At 72.7% G+C, this 16,535-nt stretch carries 5 protein-coding genes; all 5 read left to right on the plus strand.

Going from position 1 to position 16,535, the window contains the following annotated elements:
- Positions 1-78: 78 nt before the first annotated feature.
- From V1227_RS03165 to V1227_RS03185, 5 genes are read left to right on the plus strand one after another with little or no spacing between them, the layout of a single operon-like run.
- Positions 79-6,939, plus strand: a complete 6,861-nt coding sequence (locus V1227_RS03165) for a non-ribosomal peptide synthetase (protein ID WP_329790947.1) — start codon at positions 79-81, stop codon at positions 6,937-6,939.
- The gene (locus tag V1227_RS03170) at positions 6,915-11,861 is read left to right on the plus strand and encodes a non-ribosomal peptide synthetase (RefSeq protein ID WP_329793948.1); all 4,947 of its coding nucleotides are present in this window, start codon (positions 6,915-6,917) and stop codon (positions 11,859-11,861) included. The genes V1227_RS03165 and V1227_RS03170 overlap by 25 nt, the downstream gene beginning before the upstream one ends.
- A gap of 13 nt (positions 11,862-11,874) precedes the next feature.
- Positions 11,875-12,885, plus strand: coding sequence for a guanitoxin biosynthesis L-enduracididine beta-hydroxylase GntD (gntD, locus tag V1227_RS03175; protein WP_329790948.1), 1,011 nt, complete (start codon positions 11,875-11,877; stop codon positions 12,883-12,885).
- 14 nt (positions 12,886-12,899) lie between these two features.
- Positions 12,900-14,747, plus strand: a complete 1,848-nt coding sequence (locus V1227_RS03180; protein ID WP_329790949.1) for an ABC transporter ATP-binding protein — start codon at positions 12,900-12,902, stop codon at positions 14,745-14,747.
- Positions 14,740-16,524, plus strand: a complete 1,785-nt coding sequence (locus V1227_RS03185) for an ABC transporter ATP-binding protein (protein ID WP_329790950.1) — start codon at positions 14,740-14,742, stop codon at positions 16,522-16,524. Before V1227_RS03180 ends, V1227_RS03185 begins: the two co-directional genes overlap by 8 nt.
- Positions 16,525-16,535 lie beyond the last annotated feature (11 nt).

A 16,535-nucleotide genomic window follows, 5' to 3' on the forward strand; every position in this document is an offset into this window, starting at 1 on the left:
TTATGACGGGTCGAGCAGAATGGCTTGACCCTGTAAATGACGGTTGTGTAAAAAGGGTGTCAGGGGAGGGTCAGATCTGTGATCGAAGATATGTATCCGTTGGCGCCCGTTCAGCAGGGCATGCTTTTCCACGTCCTGGAAGCGCAATCGGACAAGGGCGTCTACTGGGCGCAGGGGCTCTACGAGTTCGACGGCGTCCTCGACGCCGACGCCATGCGACGGGCCTGGGCGCAGGTGGTGCACCGCCACGCCGTGCTGCGCACCGGCTTCGTGTGGGAGGGCGTGCCCGAACCGCTCCAGGTCGTCATGAGCGACGTCCAGGTGCCGTTCGAGGTGCACGACTTCTCGGGCGTCGACGACCAGCAGGCGGCGCTCGACGACCTGCTCGCCCGTGACCGCGCCGAAGGCTTCGACCTCACCAAGCCGCCGCTCATGCGCGTGCACCTCATCGACGACGGCACGAGCCACCACCGCATGATCTGGGCGCTCTACTCCGGACTGTGCGACGGCTGGAGCGTGCCCGTCGTCCTCGAAGAGGTCGGCGCCACCTACGACGCCCTCTGCCGCGGCACGACGCCCGACCTCGAACCCGTCCGGCCCTACCGCGACTTCATCGCCTGGCTCGCCAAGCGCGACCGCGCCGAGGCCGAGGCGTTCTGGCGCGACTACCTCGCGGGCTTCGACGCCCCGACGGCGCTGCCCGTCGACCGCACGGTCCGCGACCACTGGGTCCAGAGCCGCCGGCGCGTCGAGCTGCCGCAGGACCTGACCAGCTCGATCATGCACCTGGCCCGCCGCCGGCACGTCACGCCGTCGACGATCATCCAGGCCGCCTGGGCACTGCTGCTGTCCGCCTACTCCGGTGACGACGAGGTCGTCTACGGCCTCACCGTGTCCGGCCGCCCCGCCGACCTGCCCGGCGTGGAGTCGATGGTGGGCGTCTTCATCAACACGCTGCCGGTGCGCGTGAGGGTGTCGTGGGAGCTGTCGTTCGCCGACTGGCTGGACGAGCTGCAGGCCGGCCAGATCGCGGTGCAGCGCTACGAGTTCACCGCGCTGTCGGACGTCAAGCGCTGGTCGGACCTGCCGCGCGGCAGCGGTGTCTTCGACAGCATCGTGGTGTTCGGCAACTACCCGCAGGCCTTGCTCGCCGAAGAGGAGGAGAGCGGCGACGAGGACCGCTTCGGCGCCGTCGACTCCATCGAGCAGGTCAACTACCCGATCGCGTTCGCGATCGACCTCGAGGACACGCTCAAGATCGAGGCGGAGTTCTCGACCGGCGCGTTCGACGAGAGCACCGTCGACCGGCTGCTCGAGCAGCTGCGGGCCGTGCTGACGAGCGCGGTCACCCGTCCCGATCGACCCGTGCGCGCGGTGACCGCGGCGCCCGCTCTCGGCTGGGGCACCGGTCCGGCCTTCGACGAGCCGTACGCCGGTCTGGCCGAGCGCTTCCGCATGGCCGTCAACGACTTCTCCGGTCAGGTCGCCGTCCGCGGTGGTGGGGTCGAGCTGACCTATGCCGAGCTGGGCGAGCGCGTGGCACGCGTGGCGTCCGGCCTGCGTGCCGCCGGTGTGCGCGAGGAAACCCGCGTCGGACTGTGGTTCGAGCGTTCGGTCGACCTCGTCGTGGCGATCCTCGCCGTGGTGCAGGCGGGTGGCGCGTACGTGCCGCTCGATCCGGCACTGCCGCACGGCCGCCTCCGCGACGTGATGACCACCGCCGGGGTCGAGCTGGTCGTGTCGCGGGGCGACTACGCCCTGGACGCACCGCGCCTCGGCGTCGTCGGGCTGGCGGAGCTCGCCACCGAGCCCGCCGGGTGGCCCGAACTCGCCGCCCTGCCGGGACGTCTGGTCTACACGATGTTCACGTCCGGCTCGACCGGCGTGCCCAAGGGCGTCGAGATCGCCGAGGAAGGTGTCGTGCGCGTGGCGCTCGACCCCGCGGTGGCCGCCGCCCCCGGAGACGTCGTGGCGCACATGGCCGCGGTGTCGTTCGACGCCTCCACCTGGGAGATCTGGACGGCGCTGCTGACCGGCGCGACGCTGGCCGTCGCTCCGGCGAACCTCGCCGAACGCCTGGACGTGGCGAAGCTGTACGCCGAGCACGGCGTGACGGTGTCGTTCATGACCACCGGGTTGTTCCACCAGCTCGCGGACACCGACCCCGCCGTGTTCTCCGGGCACCGCCTGGTGCTGGCCGGTGGCGAGGCGATGTCACCGGTCCAGGCCCGCAAGGTGCTCGACGCGAACCCGGCCGTGGCGATCCACAACATGTACGGCCCGACCGAGTCCACTGTGTACGCGTCGTCGCACGACATGCACACCGGGCGCCTCGGCCCGTCGTCGGTTCCGATCGGAACGGCGTTGCGGGGCCTGCGCTTCCACGTGCTCGACCGCTGGCTGCAGCCGGCCCCGGTCGGCGTGCCGGGGGAGCTGTACATCGGCGGCACCGGCCTCGCTCGGGGGTACGCGGGTCGTCCGGACCTGGCCGCCGAGCGGTTCGTGCCCGATCCGTCCGTGCCCGGTGCGCGGATGTACCGCACGGGTGACCTCGTGCGGTGGGGTGCCGACGGCGTGGTGGACTTCGTCGGCCGCACCGACGACCAGGTGAAGATCCGCGGCTTCCGGGTGGAGCCCGGCGAGGTCGAGCACGTGCTGAACGACCACCCCGGCGTCGCCTACGCCGCCGTGGTCGTCACCGGCAAGCGCCTGATCGCGTACGTCGTCGGCACCGCGACGCCGGCCGCCCTTCGGACCTTCCTCGCCGAGCGGCTGCCCGAGTTCCTGGTGCCGTCGGCGATCGTGCCGCTGGACGAACTGCCGTTGAACAGCAACGGAAAGCTCGACAAGCGCGCACTGCCGGACCCCGGCGCTCCCGAGACCACGACCGCCTACGAGCCGCCCGCGACCGATGCCGAACGCGTGCTGGCCGAGGTGTGGTCGCAGGTGCTCGGCGTCGAGCGCGTCGGCGTGCACGACAACTTCTTCGAGCTGGGCGGCGACTCGATCGTCAGCCTGCAGATCGTCGCGCGGTCCCGCGCCGCCGGGCTGCGGCTGGAGATCGCCGACCTCTTCACCCACCAGACCGTGCACGAGCTCGCCGCCCGCATCGGTGCGGCCGCGCCGAGCACGGCCGACCAGGGGACCGTCACCGGACCCGTGGCGTTCACGCCGATCCAGCGGTGGTTCCTGCGCGAGGACCTGCCCGAGCGCGACCACTTCAACTGGTCCGGGATGTTCGAGCTGGCGGCGGGGACCGACGCGGACGCGATGCGCGCGGCGCTCGCCACCGTCGTCGCCCACCACGACGCCCTGCGGCTGCGCGTGCACGGCGACACCCAGGAGAACGCGGCCGCCGAGACCGCCGACCTGGTGACCGTGCTCGACGCGCGCACCCTCGACGGCCCGGCGCTGGACGAGGCCGTCACCGCCGCCATGACGACCGCGCAGACGTCCCTGAGCCTCACCGACGGACCGCTGCTGCGCGCCGTGCACGTCGACCGCGGCGACCGGCCGGCGTGGTTCGGCCTGACCGTGCACCACTACGTCGTCGACGCGGTCTCGTGGAACGTCCTGCTGGAAGACCTCGACACCGCGCACTCCGGCGGTGCGCTCGGCCCGAAGACGACCTCGTACCAGGAGTGGGCCGCCGCGCTGGAGGCGTTCGACCCGCGCGAGGAACTGGCCTGGTGGCGTGACGTCGTGCGGACGACCACCCCTGTGCCGACCGACCTCGACGGCCCCAACACCGAGGACTCCACCGAGTCCGTGCGCGTCGTCCTGGACGCCGGACGCACGGCGGCGCTGCTCACGCAGGCCCACCGGGCCTACCGCACCCAGGGCCACGAGCTGCTGCTCGCCGCGCTGCTGCAGGTGCTCGGCCGGTGGACCGGCACGGGTGCCGCCGCCCTCGACCTGGAGAGCCACGGCCGTGAGCCCATCGCCGACGGCCTCGACCTCAGCCGCACCGTCGGCTGGTTCACCGCCGTCCACCCGGTGGGGCTGCACCACACCGACCTCGCCGACACCGGCGGCGTCATCAAGGCGGTCAAGGAACAGCTGCGGGCCGTGCCGCGCCGGGGTGTCGGCTACACCGTGCTGCGCGAGCGGGACGCGGAGCTGCGTGACGCGGTGCGGCGCCCGGTCGTCTTCAACTACCTCGGCGGTGCCGACGCGGCGGAGGACGACGCCGTCGGCCTGTTCGCCCGCGAGCTGCCCGAGGACCTCTGCGGGCCGGCGGAGGGCGACGGCGGGCTGCGGTCGCACGTGCTCGGCGTCGAGGTGGTCCAAGCCGCCGACGGCACGCTGGCCGTGGAGTGGCAGTACAGCACCAACCTCCACGAGCGCTCGACGGTCGAGCGCCTCGCCGAGGCCTACGTGCGGGCGCTCGCCGACCTCGTCGACCACTGCCGTTCGGGAGCCCGCGGCCTCACGCCGTCGGACGTCCCGCTCGCCGGGCTCGACCAGTCCTCCGTGGACTCGCTGGTGGCCCGCACGCCCGGACTGGCCGACGCCTATCCGTTGTCACCGTTGCAGCAGGGCATGCTCTTCCACGCCGTCGAGTCGCCGGACAGCGGCGTCTACTGGACGCAGGACGTGCGCGAGCTGAGCGGCGCCCTCGACGTCGACGCCCTGCGTGCCGCCTGGCAGCTCGTGCTCGACCGGCACCCCGCGTTGCGCACCGCGTTCGTGTGGCAAGGCGTGCGGGAGCCGTTGCAGGTCGTCGTGGGTGACGTCCAGGTGCCGTTCGAGGTGCACGACTGGACGGAGGTCGAGGACACCGACGCCGCCCTCGACGAGCTGCTCGCCGCCGACCGCGCCCGTGGCTGCGACCTCACCGCCGCGCCGCTGCTGCGCGTCCACGTCGCCCGTGGCCGCGACCGGTACCTGGTCCTGCTGGCGTTCCACCACCTCTACGCCGACGGCTGGAGCATCCCGCTGCTGTGGGACGAGGTCACCGCCGCCTACCGGGGCGAGCAGCTGCCTCCCGTGCGGCCCTACCGCGACTTCATCGCGTGGCTGGCCGGGCGCGACTCCGCCGAGGCCGAGGCGTTCTGGCGGGAGTACCTCGCCGGGTTCGACTCGCCGACTCCGCTGCCCGTCGACCGCGTGGTGCGCGAGCACTGGGCGCAGGGCCGCAGCGAACTGGCGCTGCCCCGCGACGTCACGGCGGAGCTCGTCGCCCTGGCCCGCGAGCAGCGGGTCACGCTGTCGACGGTCGTGCAGGCGGCGTGGGCCGTGCTGCTGTCCGCCTACTCGGGCGAGGACGACGTCGTGTTCGGCCTGACCGTGTCCGGCCGCCCGGCCGAGCTGCCCGGCGTCGAGTCGATCGTCGGCCTGTTCATCAACACGCTGCCGGTGCGCGTCCGGGTGCCGTGGGAGACGTCGTTCACCACGTGGCTCGGTGAGCTGCAGGAGAACCAGGTCGCCGTGCAGCGGCACGAGCACACGCCGCTCGCCGACATCCAGCGCGTCGCCACCGGCGGCCTGTTCGACAGCATGCTCGTCTTCGGCAACTACCCCCAGGGCGCGCTGCCGGAGGAGGGCGAGGAGGACCTGGAGGAGCTGTTCGCCTCGACCGAGTCGGCCGAGCAGATGCACTACCCGATGATCCTCGCCGTCGACCTCGAAGCGACCCTGAAGGTGGAGGCCAACTTCTCCACCGGCGCCTTCGACGTGTCCACCGTGGAACGGCTGCTCGGGCAGCTCGCCGAGGTGCTCACCGCCGCCGCCCGCCGCCCCGCCGCCGTCGTGCGCGAGATGACGCCCGCACCGGTTGCCGGGTGGGGCACGGGACCGTCGGCGGAGGAGCCCTTCACCGGGCTGGCCGAGCGGTTCCGGCTCACGGCGGCGCGGTTCTCCGACCAGGTGGCCGTCCGCGACGGCGCGGTCGAGCTGACCTACGCCGAGCTGGGCGACCGGGTGGCGCGCGTCGCCGCCGGTCTGCGTGCCGCGGGGGTGCGGGACGAGACGCGGGTCGGGTTGTGGTTCGAGAGGTCCGCCGACCTGGTCGTCGCGATCCTCGCCGTCGTGCGGGCAGGGGGCGCTTACGTGCCGATGGACCCCGCGCTGCCGCACAGCCGGCTCCGGGACGTCCAGACCGCTGCCGGGGTCGAGCTGGTCGTGTCGCGGGGCGACTACGCCCTCGACGCACCGCCTCTCGGCGTGGTCGACCTGGCGGACCTCGACGGCGACCCCTCGGAACCGGAGCTCGCCGCCGTGCCGGGACGTCTGGTCTACACGATGTTCACGTCCGGCTCGACCGGCGTGCCCAAGGGCGTCGAGGTCACCGAGGAGGGCGTGCTGCGGGTCGTGCTCGACCCGGCGGTGTCCGCCCGTCCCGGTGACGTCGTGGCGCACATGGCCGCGGTGTCGTTCGACGCCTCCACCTGGGAGATCTGGACGGCGCTGCTGACCGGCGCGACGCTGGCCGTCGCCCCGGCGAACCTCGCCGAGCGGCTGGACGTCGCGAAGCTCTACGCCGACCACGGCGTGACGGTGTCGTTCATGACCACCGGTCTGTTCCACCAGCTGGCGGACACGGATCCGGGCGTGTTCTCGGGGCACCGCAAGGTCCTCGCCGGTGGCGAGGGCATGTCGCCGGTCCAGGCGCGCAAGGTGCTCGACGCGAACCCGGCGGTCGGGATCTTCAACATGTACGGCCCGACCGAGTCCACTGTGTACGCGTCGTCGCACGACATGCACACCGGACGGCTCGGGCCGGGCACCGTGCCGATCGGCGAAGCCCTGCGCGGACTGCGCTTCTCCGTGCTGGACCGATGGCTGCGCCCCACTCCCGTCGGCGTGCCGGGGAGCTCTACATCGGCGGCACCGGCCTCGCTCGGGGGTACGCGGGCCGTCCGGACCTGGCCGCCGAACGCTTCGTGCCCGACCCGACCGTTCCCGGCGCCCGGATGTACCGCACGGGTGACCTGGTGAAGTGGGGCGCAGACGGCGCTGTCGACTTCGTCGGCCGCACCGACGACCAGGTGAAGATCCGCGGCTTCCGGGTGGAGCCCGGGGAAGTCGAGCACGTGCTGAACGACCACCCCGGCGTCGCCAACGCCGCCGTGGTCGTTCGCGAACTGCCGCAGGGCAAGCGGCTCGTGGCGTACGTCGTGGGCACCGCCTCGCCCGCCGACCTGCGCGAGTTCCTCGCCGGGCGGCTGCCCGAGTTCCTGGTCCCGTCGGCGATCGTGCCGCTCGACGAGCTGCCGTTGAACAGCAACGGAAAGCTCGACAAGCGAGCACTGCCGCTGCCCGACGCGCCGGAGTCGGCGTCGTACGTGGCACCGGGCACGGACGTCGAACGCACCCTCGCCGCCGTGTGGCAGGACGTCCTCGGCGTCGAGCGCGTCGGCGTGCACGACAACTACTTCGAGCTGGGCGGCGACTCGATCGTCAGCCTGAAGATCGCCGCCAGGGCACGGGAAGCCGGCCTGGAGCTGAGGATCGCCGACATCTTCACGCACCAGACCGTCGCCGAGCTCGCCGCCCACACGGGGGTCGCCGCCACGGACGCGGCGGAGGTGAAGCCGCTGGCGGACCTCGAACCCCTGCGCGGGCGGGTGCCGGGCGTCGTCGACGCCTACCCGTTGTCGCCCCTGCAGCAGGGCATGCTCTTCCACGTCCTGGAGGCGCCCGCCGACACCGCTGTGTACTGGGCGCAGGACGTCCGCGAGATCCGCGGGCCGCTCGACGTGGCCGCCCTGCGCGAAGCCTGGCGCACGGTCGTTGGCCGGCACCCCGCGCTGCGCAGCGCGTTCGTGTGGGAGGGCGTCGAGGAACCGCTGCAGGTCGTGGTCGGCGAGGTCGGCGTGCCGTTCGAGGTGCTCGACTGGACCTCCGTCAGCGACCCCGGCGCCGCGCTGGACGAGCTGCTCGACGCCGACCGGCGCCGTGGCTTCGACGTCACCACCGCGCCGTTGCTGCGGGTGTACGTGGCCGACCGGGGCGACCGCCAGTGGGTCGTGTTCACGTTCCACCACCTGTACCTCGACGGGTGGAGCATCCCGCTCGTCTGGGACGAGGTGGTCGCGGCCTACCGCGGCGAACCGCTGCCGCCGGTGCGCCCGTACCGCGACTACATCGCGTGGCTGCGGGAGCAGCCCCCGGCCGACGACTTCTGGCGCACGTACCTCGACGGCTTCACCTCGCCCACCGCGCTGCCGGTCGACCGCACCACGCGGCTGCACTGGGAGCAGGGCAGGCGGCACCGCGAGCTGCCCGAGACCGTCGCCCTCCGGCTGGAGGAACTGGCCCGCCGCGAACGCGTCACGATCAGCGCCGTCGTGCAGGCGGCCTGGGCGCTGCTGCTCGCGTCGCACAGCGGTGACGACGACGTGGTCTTCGGCCTCACCGTCTCGGGACGCCCCGCGGACCTGGCCGGCGTCGAGTCGATCGTCGGCCTGTTCATCAACACGCTGCCGGTGCGGATCGCCGTCCCCGGCGACCGCACGCCGTTCGACGAGTGGCTGCGGACCGTCCAGGCGGGCCAGGTCGCCGTGCAGCGGTTCGAGCACTCGCCGCTGGTCGACATCCAGCGGGTGGCGGGCGTGCCGCGGCTCTTCGAGAGCATCGTCGCGGTCCAGAACCTGCCCGGCGGCGGTGCCGACGACGACGGGGACGAGTTCGACTCGCCGGCGTTGCTGGAGCAGGGCCGCTACCCGCTGAAGCTCGTCGTCGACGTCGACGGCCAGCTCGCCCTGCTGTGCGAGTACTCGGCGGGCGCGTTCGACGACGCCACCGTCGAGGCGCTGCTGGACCAGCTGGAGCTGATCCTCACGACCGTCGCCTCCGCTCCCGGCACGCCCGTGCGGGAGATCGCGCTGCTGGACGCCGTTCAGCGCGCAGAGGTGCTGTCGTGGAGCACGTCCGAGCCGCGCGAGCTGCCTTCCGCGCACCTGGCGGCGTTGTTCGGACGCCAGGTGGCCGCCCACCCGGACCGCGTGGCGCTGCGCGGCGGCACCGAGCTGACCTACGCGCAGCTCGACCGCCGGGCCGCCGGGGTGGCGGAGCAGTTGCGGGGCTTCGGCGTGGGCGCGGGGACGCGGGTCGGGCTGCACCTCGACCGGAGCGCGGAGCTGATCGTCGCGATGCTCGGGGTCGTGGGGGCCGGTGGCAGCTACGTGCCGCTGGACCCGGCCCAGGGCACGGCACGGCTCGGGCAGATGGTGCGGACGGCCGGGGTCGAGCTCGTCGTGACGGCGGGCGGGTGGCCGGAGACCGAGGTGCCCGGCGTGCGCGTGGTCGCCCTGACGGACGCGACGGCCGAAGGCCCGCTCCCCGTCACCGGTGACGCCGCTGACGAGCTCTACGTCCTCTTCACCTCCGGCTCGACCGGCGTCCCCAAGGGCGTGTCGCTCACCCACGAGGGTGTCGCCAGGGTCTGCACCGACCCGGCCGTCCGCGTCGAGCCCGGCGACGTCGTCTCGCACCTCGCCGGCATCGGCTTCGACACCGGCGCCTTCGAGATCTGGCTGGCGTTGCTGGGCGGTGCCACCCTCGTCGTCGGCCCGGCGGACCTCGCCGAGCGGATGGACGTCGGCAAGTTCCTGCGCGACAACGGCATCACGGCCTCGCTGCTCACGACGGGCCTCTTCCACCAGCTGGTCGAGACCTCGCCGGACGTGCTCGACGGCCTGCGCCTGCTCGTCGTCGGTGGTGACGCCCTGCAGGCCCAGCACGCCCGCACGGCCCGCGAGCGCCGGCCCGGCCTGCGCATCGTGAACGCCTACGGGCCCACCGAGACCACCATGACGTGCACGATCCACACCCTCGGCGAGATCGGCGCGCACGTGCCGATCGGCCGGCCGTTCGCGGGCATGCGGGCGTTCGTGCTCGACCCGTGGCTGCAGCCGGTCCCGGCCGGGGTGGCGGGCGAGCTGTTCGTCGGAGGTCCCGGTGTGGCGCGCGGGTACGTCAGCCGTCCGGACCTCACGGCCGAGCGGTTCGTGCCCGACCCCACCCGGCCCGGCGCACGCCTGTACCGCACCGGGGACCGGGCGCGGTGGAGGGCCGACGGCACGCTGGAGTTCCTCGGCAGGGCCGACGACCAGGTCAAGATCCGGGGCTTCCGGGTCGAGCCCGGCGAGGTCGAGGCGCTGTTGACCACGCACGGGGACGTGCGGGCCGCCGCGGTCGTCGCGCTGGCGTCCGGCACCGGCAAGCGTCTCGTCGCCTACGTGGTCACGGACGCCACAACGGCGGAGCTGCGCGCGTTCCTGCGCGAGCAGCTGCCCGACTACCTGGTGCCGTCGGCGTTCGTGACGCTCGACGCGCTGCCGCTGACCGCCAACGGCAAGCTCGACCGCCGCGCCCTGCCCGAGCCCCCGGCACCGGAGGCGGACGGCGCGCACGTCGCCCCGCGCACCGAGGGCGAACGGGCACTGGCCGGCATCTGGGAGCGGTTGCTGGGCGCCGCAAGGGTCGGCGTGCACGACAACTTCTTCGAGCTGGGCGGCGACTCGATCGCCAGCCTGCAGGTCGTGGCGCGGGCGCGTGCCGCGGGTCTCGGCCTCGCGGTCGCGGACCTGTTCACCCACCAGACGGTCGCCGAGCTGGCCGCCGCGGCCACCGCCCCGGCGCAGGTCGAGGAGGGCCCGGTCACCGGACCGGTGCCGCTCACGCCCATCCAGCGGTGGTTCACCGGCGCCACGATCGACGACCGCGACCACTGGAACTGGTCGGGGCTCTTCGAGCTGGCACCGGACGTCGACGCCGGCAGGCTCGCGGAAGCGCTGAACACCCTGGTGACGCACCACGACGCCCTGCGCACCCGGCTGCACCACGGGCCCGACGGCTGGCACCAGCGGATCGCCGAACCGGGGGAGGCGGCGAGGTTCACGGTCGTGCGGGGCGATGTCCGGCACCACATGGACGAGCTGCAGCGGTCGCTGGACCTCGCCGAAGGCCCGCTGGTGGCGGCGGTGCTGTTCGACCGCGGCGACGCACCGGCGTGGCTCGGCCTCGTGGTCCACCACCTGGTCGTCGACGGCGTGTCGTGGAACGTGCTGCTGGAGGACCTCGACGCGGCGTACCGGGGCGAACCGCTCCCGCCGAAGACGACGTCGTTCCGGCGCTGGGCCGAGTCCGTCACCGCGTTCGCGGGCAGCGGCGAGGTGCGCGACGAGCTGCCGTACTGGCTCGACAAGGTCGAGACGGCCTTCACGCTGCCGGTCGACGCCACGGGTGCCAACACGGAGGACTCCGCGGCGGTCGTCGAGGTCGCCGTGGACGCCGGGAACCTGCCCAACGCGCAGGTCCTCGACGTGGTCCTGGCCGCGCTCCACCAGACGCTGGGGGAGTGGGCCGGCACGGACACCGTGGTCGTCGACCTCGAACACCACGGCCGCGAAAGCCTCGCGCCCGCAACGGACCTGTCCCGCACGGTCGGGTGGTTCACCTCGGTGCACCCGGTGGTGCTCCGGCACGGCGACCTGACCGATGGCGCCGGAGTCCTCGAAGCCGCAAGGGAAAGCGTCAACTCCGTGCCACGCCACGGAGTCGGCTACGGCGCGCTGCGCCACCTGGCGGCCGAGGACCCGGAGGTGCGCCGCCTGCGCGACGCGCCGGAACGGCAGATCAACATCAACTTCACGGGCGGGCTCGACGCCGTGAACGACGACGGGGTCAGGGGTCTCGTCGTCGACGAACTACCGGGTGACCTGTGCGGCGACAGCACCAGCGGAGGTGTCCGCCCGTACGCGCTGCACCTGGAGATCGAGCGCACCGGCGGGGGAGAGCTCCTCGTCGAGTGGCACCACAGCACCAACCTCCACCGCACCGAGACCGTGCAGCGGGCCGCCATCCGCTTCCGGCAGGCCGCGGAGGCCCTGATCGCCCACCTGAACAGCAACTGAGGGGGAGCAGTCCTTGTCCACGCCCAAACGGATCTACACGCTGTCGTCGGAAGAAGCCGCCGAGGCCGAGAACCTGACGCTGCGCATCGCCAAGGAGTACTCGGGTCCCGCCGACGAGCAGCTGCTGCGCGACCTGCCGCTGCTCGCCGCCGAACTACCCGTCGGACAGCGCCGCTTCCTGCGCGACTTCGCGCTCGAGGACGAGCTCGGCTACTGCGTGGTCCGCGGTCACAACATCGACGACGCCCGCATCGGCCCGACGCCGCAGCACTGGCGCGGCCGCCCGACCCCCGCCCCGGAGTTCGCCGAGGAGATCCTCCTGCTGCTGCACGGGGCCCTGCTCGGGGAGCCGTTCGGCTGGAAGACCCAGCAGGACGCCCGGCTCGTGCACGACATCTTCCCCATCAAGGGCTTCGAGACCGAGCAGATGGGGATCGGCAGCACCGACACGCTCACGCTGCACACCGAGGACGCGTTCCACCCGTGGCGCGCGGACTACCTGCTGCTGGAGTGCCTGCGCAACCCCGACCGGGTCGCCACGATCGTCTCCGAGCCGGACCTGCGCTCGCTCGCCCCCGAGCACCTCGCGCTCCTGCACGAGCCGAACTTCCTGATCCGGCCGGACGACTCGCACCTGGCGAAGCACAACGCCACCCAGGGCGTCGACGCCGAGTTCTCCGAGATCGACGAGATGAAGGCCGACGACAACCGCGTCGCGGTGCTCTACGGGTCGCGCGAGCACCCGTACATCCGCATCGACCCGTACTTCATGGAGATCCCGGCGGAACCGGCGCTGCGCGCGGCCCTGCAGGCCGTCAGCGACCTGCTGGAGGCGTCCTGCCTGGACGTCGCCCTGCAGCCCGGCGACGTCCTCGTCATCAACAACCACCGCCTCGCGCACGGGCGGCAGGCGTTCCAGGCCCGCTACGACGGCACGGACCGCTGGCTCAAGCGGGTCAGCATCACGACCGACCTGCGGAAGTCCCACGAGCGACGCGCCTCGGCGACCGCACGCCTCATCTGACGGATACGGAAGTCATGCCGAACCCGCTCCACAGCCTCCCGCCCACCGCCAGGGGCATCCTCGCCGTCCTCCGGGTGCTGCCCCGGGTCAGCAGGCCGCGCACGGTGCTCCTGGCGGGCGGCGTGGTGGTGAGCGCCGTCCTGCCCATCGGGATCGCGGTCCTCACCGGGCTGCTCATCGGCGCGATCCCCGACGCGGCCAGGGGCGGCGCGGGCTCGCCCGCCGCGGACCGGGTGGGCTCCCTGCTCGTCGCGATCGCCGTCGCGATCCTCGTCGAACGCCTGACGTCCCCGCTGCTGCGGGCCGCGGTGTCGACGCTCGGCCGCGACGTCGACCGGTACCTGCAGGAGGTCGTGCTCACCGCTCTGGGCCGCCCGAGGGGCATCGCCCACCTCGAGGACCCCGACGTGATGGACGAGGTCCGCATCGTGCGGGGCCTCGGCATGAGCGCGCACCGGCCGGGCCAGACCGTCGAGGCCCTGCCGGAGGTGCTCACGTCGTGGCTGCGGGCCGTCGGCTCGGCGGCCGTGCTCACCTGGTTCCACTGGTGGCTCGGCCTGCTGTGGCTCGTGGTCTGGCCGATCATCGTCTACCGGATGCAGCGCGACTACCTGCGCGTCGGCGAGGAGGGGTTCGGGCAGAGCGCCCAGCTCCGCCAGGCCGAGTACGCGCGTGACCTCGCGCTCGACCCGGCCCCGGCCAAGGAGGTCCGCCTCTGGGGCGCTCTCGACTGGCTCGTCACGCGGTTCGACACGTTGTGGCAGGCCGGGATCGGCCCCATCCGGCGGGCTCGCCGGCCGCGACCGGGCATGGTGTTCGGGTCGGCGTCCGCGATCCTCGTGATCAACGTGCTGTCCTACGGCCTGCTCGCGTACGCCGCGGTGGAGGGCGACCTGACGCTCGCCGCCCTCGCCGTGTTCGTGGAGGCGCTGGCGAACGCCAACGAGTACGCCGTCGGCGACGAGCACCTGTACCTCTCGAACGCCGCCGTCACCGTGCCGAAGCTCCTGTCGCTGGAGAAGCGGCTCGCGGACAGCGGGCCACCCGAGTCCGGCCTGCCGGTCGGGGCGGACGTCCCGGCTCGGGAGATCCGGTGCGAAGGCGTGTCTTTCAGCTACCCCGGCAACGACCGCGAGGTCCTGAACGGACTGGACCTCGTGATCCCCGCCGGGAAGTCGCTGGCGGTCGTCGGCGACAACGGCGCGGGCAAGACCTCGCTCGTGAAGCTGCTGGCCGGCTTCTACGAACCCACCGGCGGCAAGATCACCGTCGACGGTGCCGACCTCGTGGGTCTCGACCCGCGGGAGTGGCGCAGGCGGATAGCGGTGCTGTTCCAGGACTTCACCCGCTACCACCTGCCGGTGCGCGACAACATCGGGCTGGGCGCTCCCGAGCACGCGGGCGACGAGGCCATGCTGCGCCGCGCCGCCGAACGGGCCGGGATCGGCGACCTGGTCGAGTCGTTGCCCCACGGCTGGGACACCGTGCTGTCGCAGGCCTACAGCGACGGCGTCGACCTCTCCGGCGGGCAGTGGCAGCGCGTCGCCCTGGCCCGTGCGATGTTCGCCGTCGAGGCGGGCGCGAGGGTCCTCGTGCTCGACGAACCCGCCGCGGCGCTCGACGTGCGAGCGGAAGCCGAGCTGTACGAACGGTTCCTGGACCTCACCGAAGGCCTCACCACGATCATCATCTCGCACCGCTTCTCCACCGTGCGGCGCGCCGACCGGATCGTGGTCGTGTCCGAGGGCCGTGTCGTCGAGAACGGCGGCCACGACGAGCTGCTCGACCTCGACGGCCGCTACGCCCACCTGTTCCGCCTGCAGGCGGAGCGCTTCCAGCCGGTGGGAGACACCGATGCGTGACACCTGGAGGGCTTTCCTCACCACCATCAGCTTCGGCTTCCGGGCGGCGCGCCGGCACGCGGTCTTCCAGATCTTCACGGAGATCGCCCTCGCGCTCACCGGTCCCCTGATCGCCTACAGCGCCGGCAACCTGGTCGACGCCGCCCACGGCGGTGACCTGGAGGGCGCGCTCACCGCCGGGTTCGGCATCGCCGCCGCCACCGGGCTGCTCATCGTCGCCCAGTACTACAACGCCCACTGCGTGTTCGCCGTGCTCGAACGCACGCAGGCGTTGTCGGACCGGACGCTGATGCGCCTGCTCGGCGGGATCGGCAGCCTCGCCCCGCACGAGAACCCGAAGTACCTGGACCAGATCCAGCTCCTGCGCGAGGAGCGCGAGAGCCTCGCCGAGATGACCAACGCGACCGCGGGCCTGATCAGCGCGATCGTCGGCTTCGGCACCACCGCGCTGCTGCTCGCCGACGTGCACCCCGCGCTGATCTCGCTGGCCCTGCTGGCGTTCATCTCGCTGTGGATCACCAGCCGGGCCAACGACCTCGCGGTGGACGCCCAGGAGGACACCGGCGAGACCGAGCGGTTGCGCCGCCACCTGTTCGACATCGGCACGACCGCCGGCGCGGGCAAGGAGCTGCGGATCTTCGGGCTCACCCGCGAACTGGTGCGCCGCCACCACGAGGTCTCCGGCGAGGTGCTGGACACCCGCAACCGCGCGGCCTGGCGCGGCGCGGCGCTCAAGAGCATCGACGCCGTCGTCAACGCGGCCGGGTTCTTCGGCGCCATCGCGCTCGTGGTCTGGCTCGCGGTGCAGGGCAGGGCGACGCCCGGTGACGTCGTCCTGGTCGTCGCGCTCACCATCGAGATGGCCGCCGTCGTCGCCACGTCCGTCGGCTACAGCGGCGACTTCCTGTGGTGCCTCAAGCAGGCCAGGCGTTACGTGTGGCTGGAGCGGTTCGCCGCGTCCGCCGCGAAACAGCCGGACGAGCCGGCCACCCCGCCCGCGTCGCTGAGCCGCGGCATCGACCTCGTGGACGTCACCTACCGCTACCCCGGCAGTGAGCGCACCGTCCTCGACGGCGTCTCGCTGCACCTGCCCGCCGGCTCGGTCGTGGCGCTGGTGGGGGAGAACGGCGCGGGCAAGTCGACGCTCGTGAAGCTGCTGTGCGACTTCTGCGAACCCGACGAGGGCAGGATCGAGGTCGACGGCGTCGACCTGCGCCGGTTCCCCGTCGCGCAGTGGAGGGCCCGGCTCACCGGTGCCTTCCAGGACTTCGTGGAGCTGCGGTTCGCGGCCCGCGAGAGCATCGGTGTCGCCGACACGGCGAAGATCGGCGACGACGCCGCGTTGCGGGGCGCTCTGCGGCGGGCGGGAGCGACGTCCGTCGTGGACCGCCTGCCGCACGGCCTCGACACGCGCCTGGGCCGGGACTGGGACGGTGGCGTCGAGCTGTCGGGCGGCCAGTGGCAGAGGCTGGCGCTCGCCCGCGGCCTGCTGCGCACCGATCCGCTGCTGGCGGTGTTCGACGAACCGACCGCCGCCCTGGACCCGCAGACCGAGCACGCCTTGTTCGAGCGCTTCGCCGAGGCAGCACGGGAAGGCAGGTCGCGCGGCACGGTGACCCTCCTGGTGTCGCACCGCTTCTCGACCGTGCGCATGGCCGACCTGATCGTCGTCCTCGACGGCGGCCGCATCCGCGAGGTGGGCAGCCACGCCGACCTCATGACCCACCCCGACCTCTACGCCGAGCTGTACGAGCTGCAGTCCTCGGCCTACCGCTGAAAGGAGCCGTC

Origin of the sequence: Lentzea sp. DG1S-22 (assembly GCF_036321065.1) — a bacterium.
Lineage (GTDB): Bacteria > Actinomycetota > Actinomycetes > Mycobacteriales > Pseudonocardiaceae > Lentzea > Lentzea jiangxiensis.

Excerpts from the sequence above, each read along its gene's own strand:
- V1227_RS03185 (WP_329790950.1), top strand. The coding sequence starts at position 14,740 with ATGCGTGACACCTGGAGGGCTTTCCTCACCACCATCAGCTTCGGCTTC.
- V1227_RS03180 (WP_329790949.1), top strand. The coding sequence starts at position 12,900 with ATGCCGAACCCGCTCCACAGCCTCCCGCCCACCGCCAGGGGCATCCTC.
- V1227_RS03170 (WP_329793948.1), top strand. The coding sequence starts at position 6,915 with ATGTACCGCACGGGTGACCTGGTGAAGTGGGGCGCAGACGGCGCTGTC.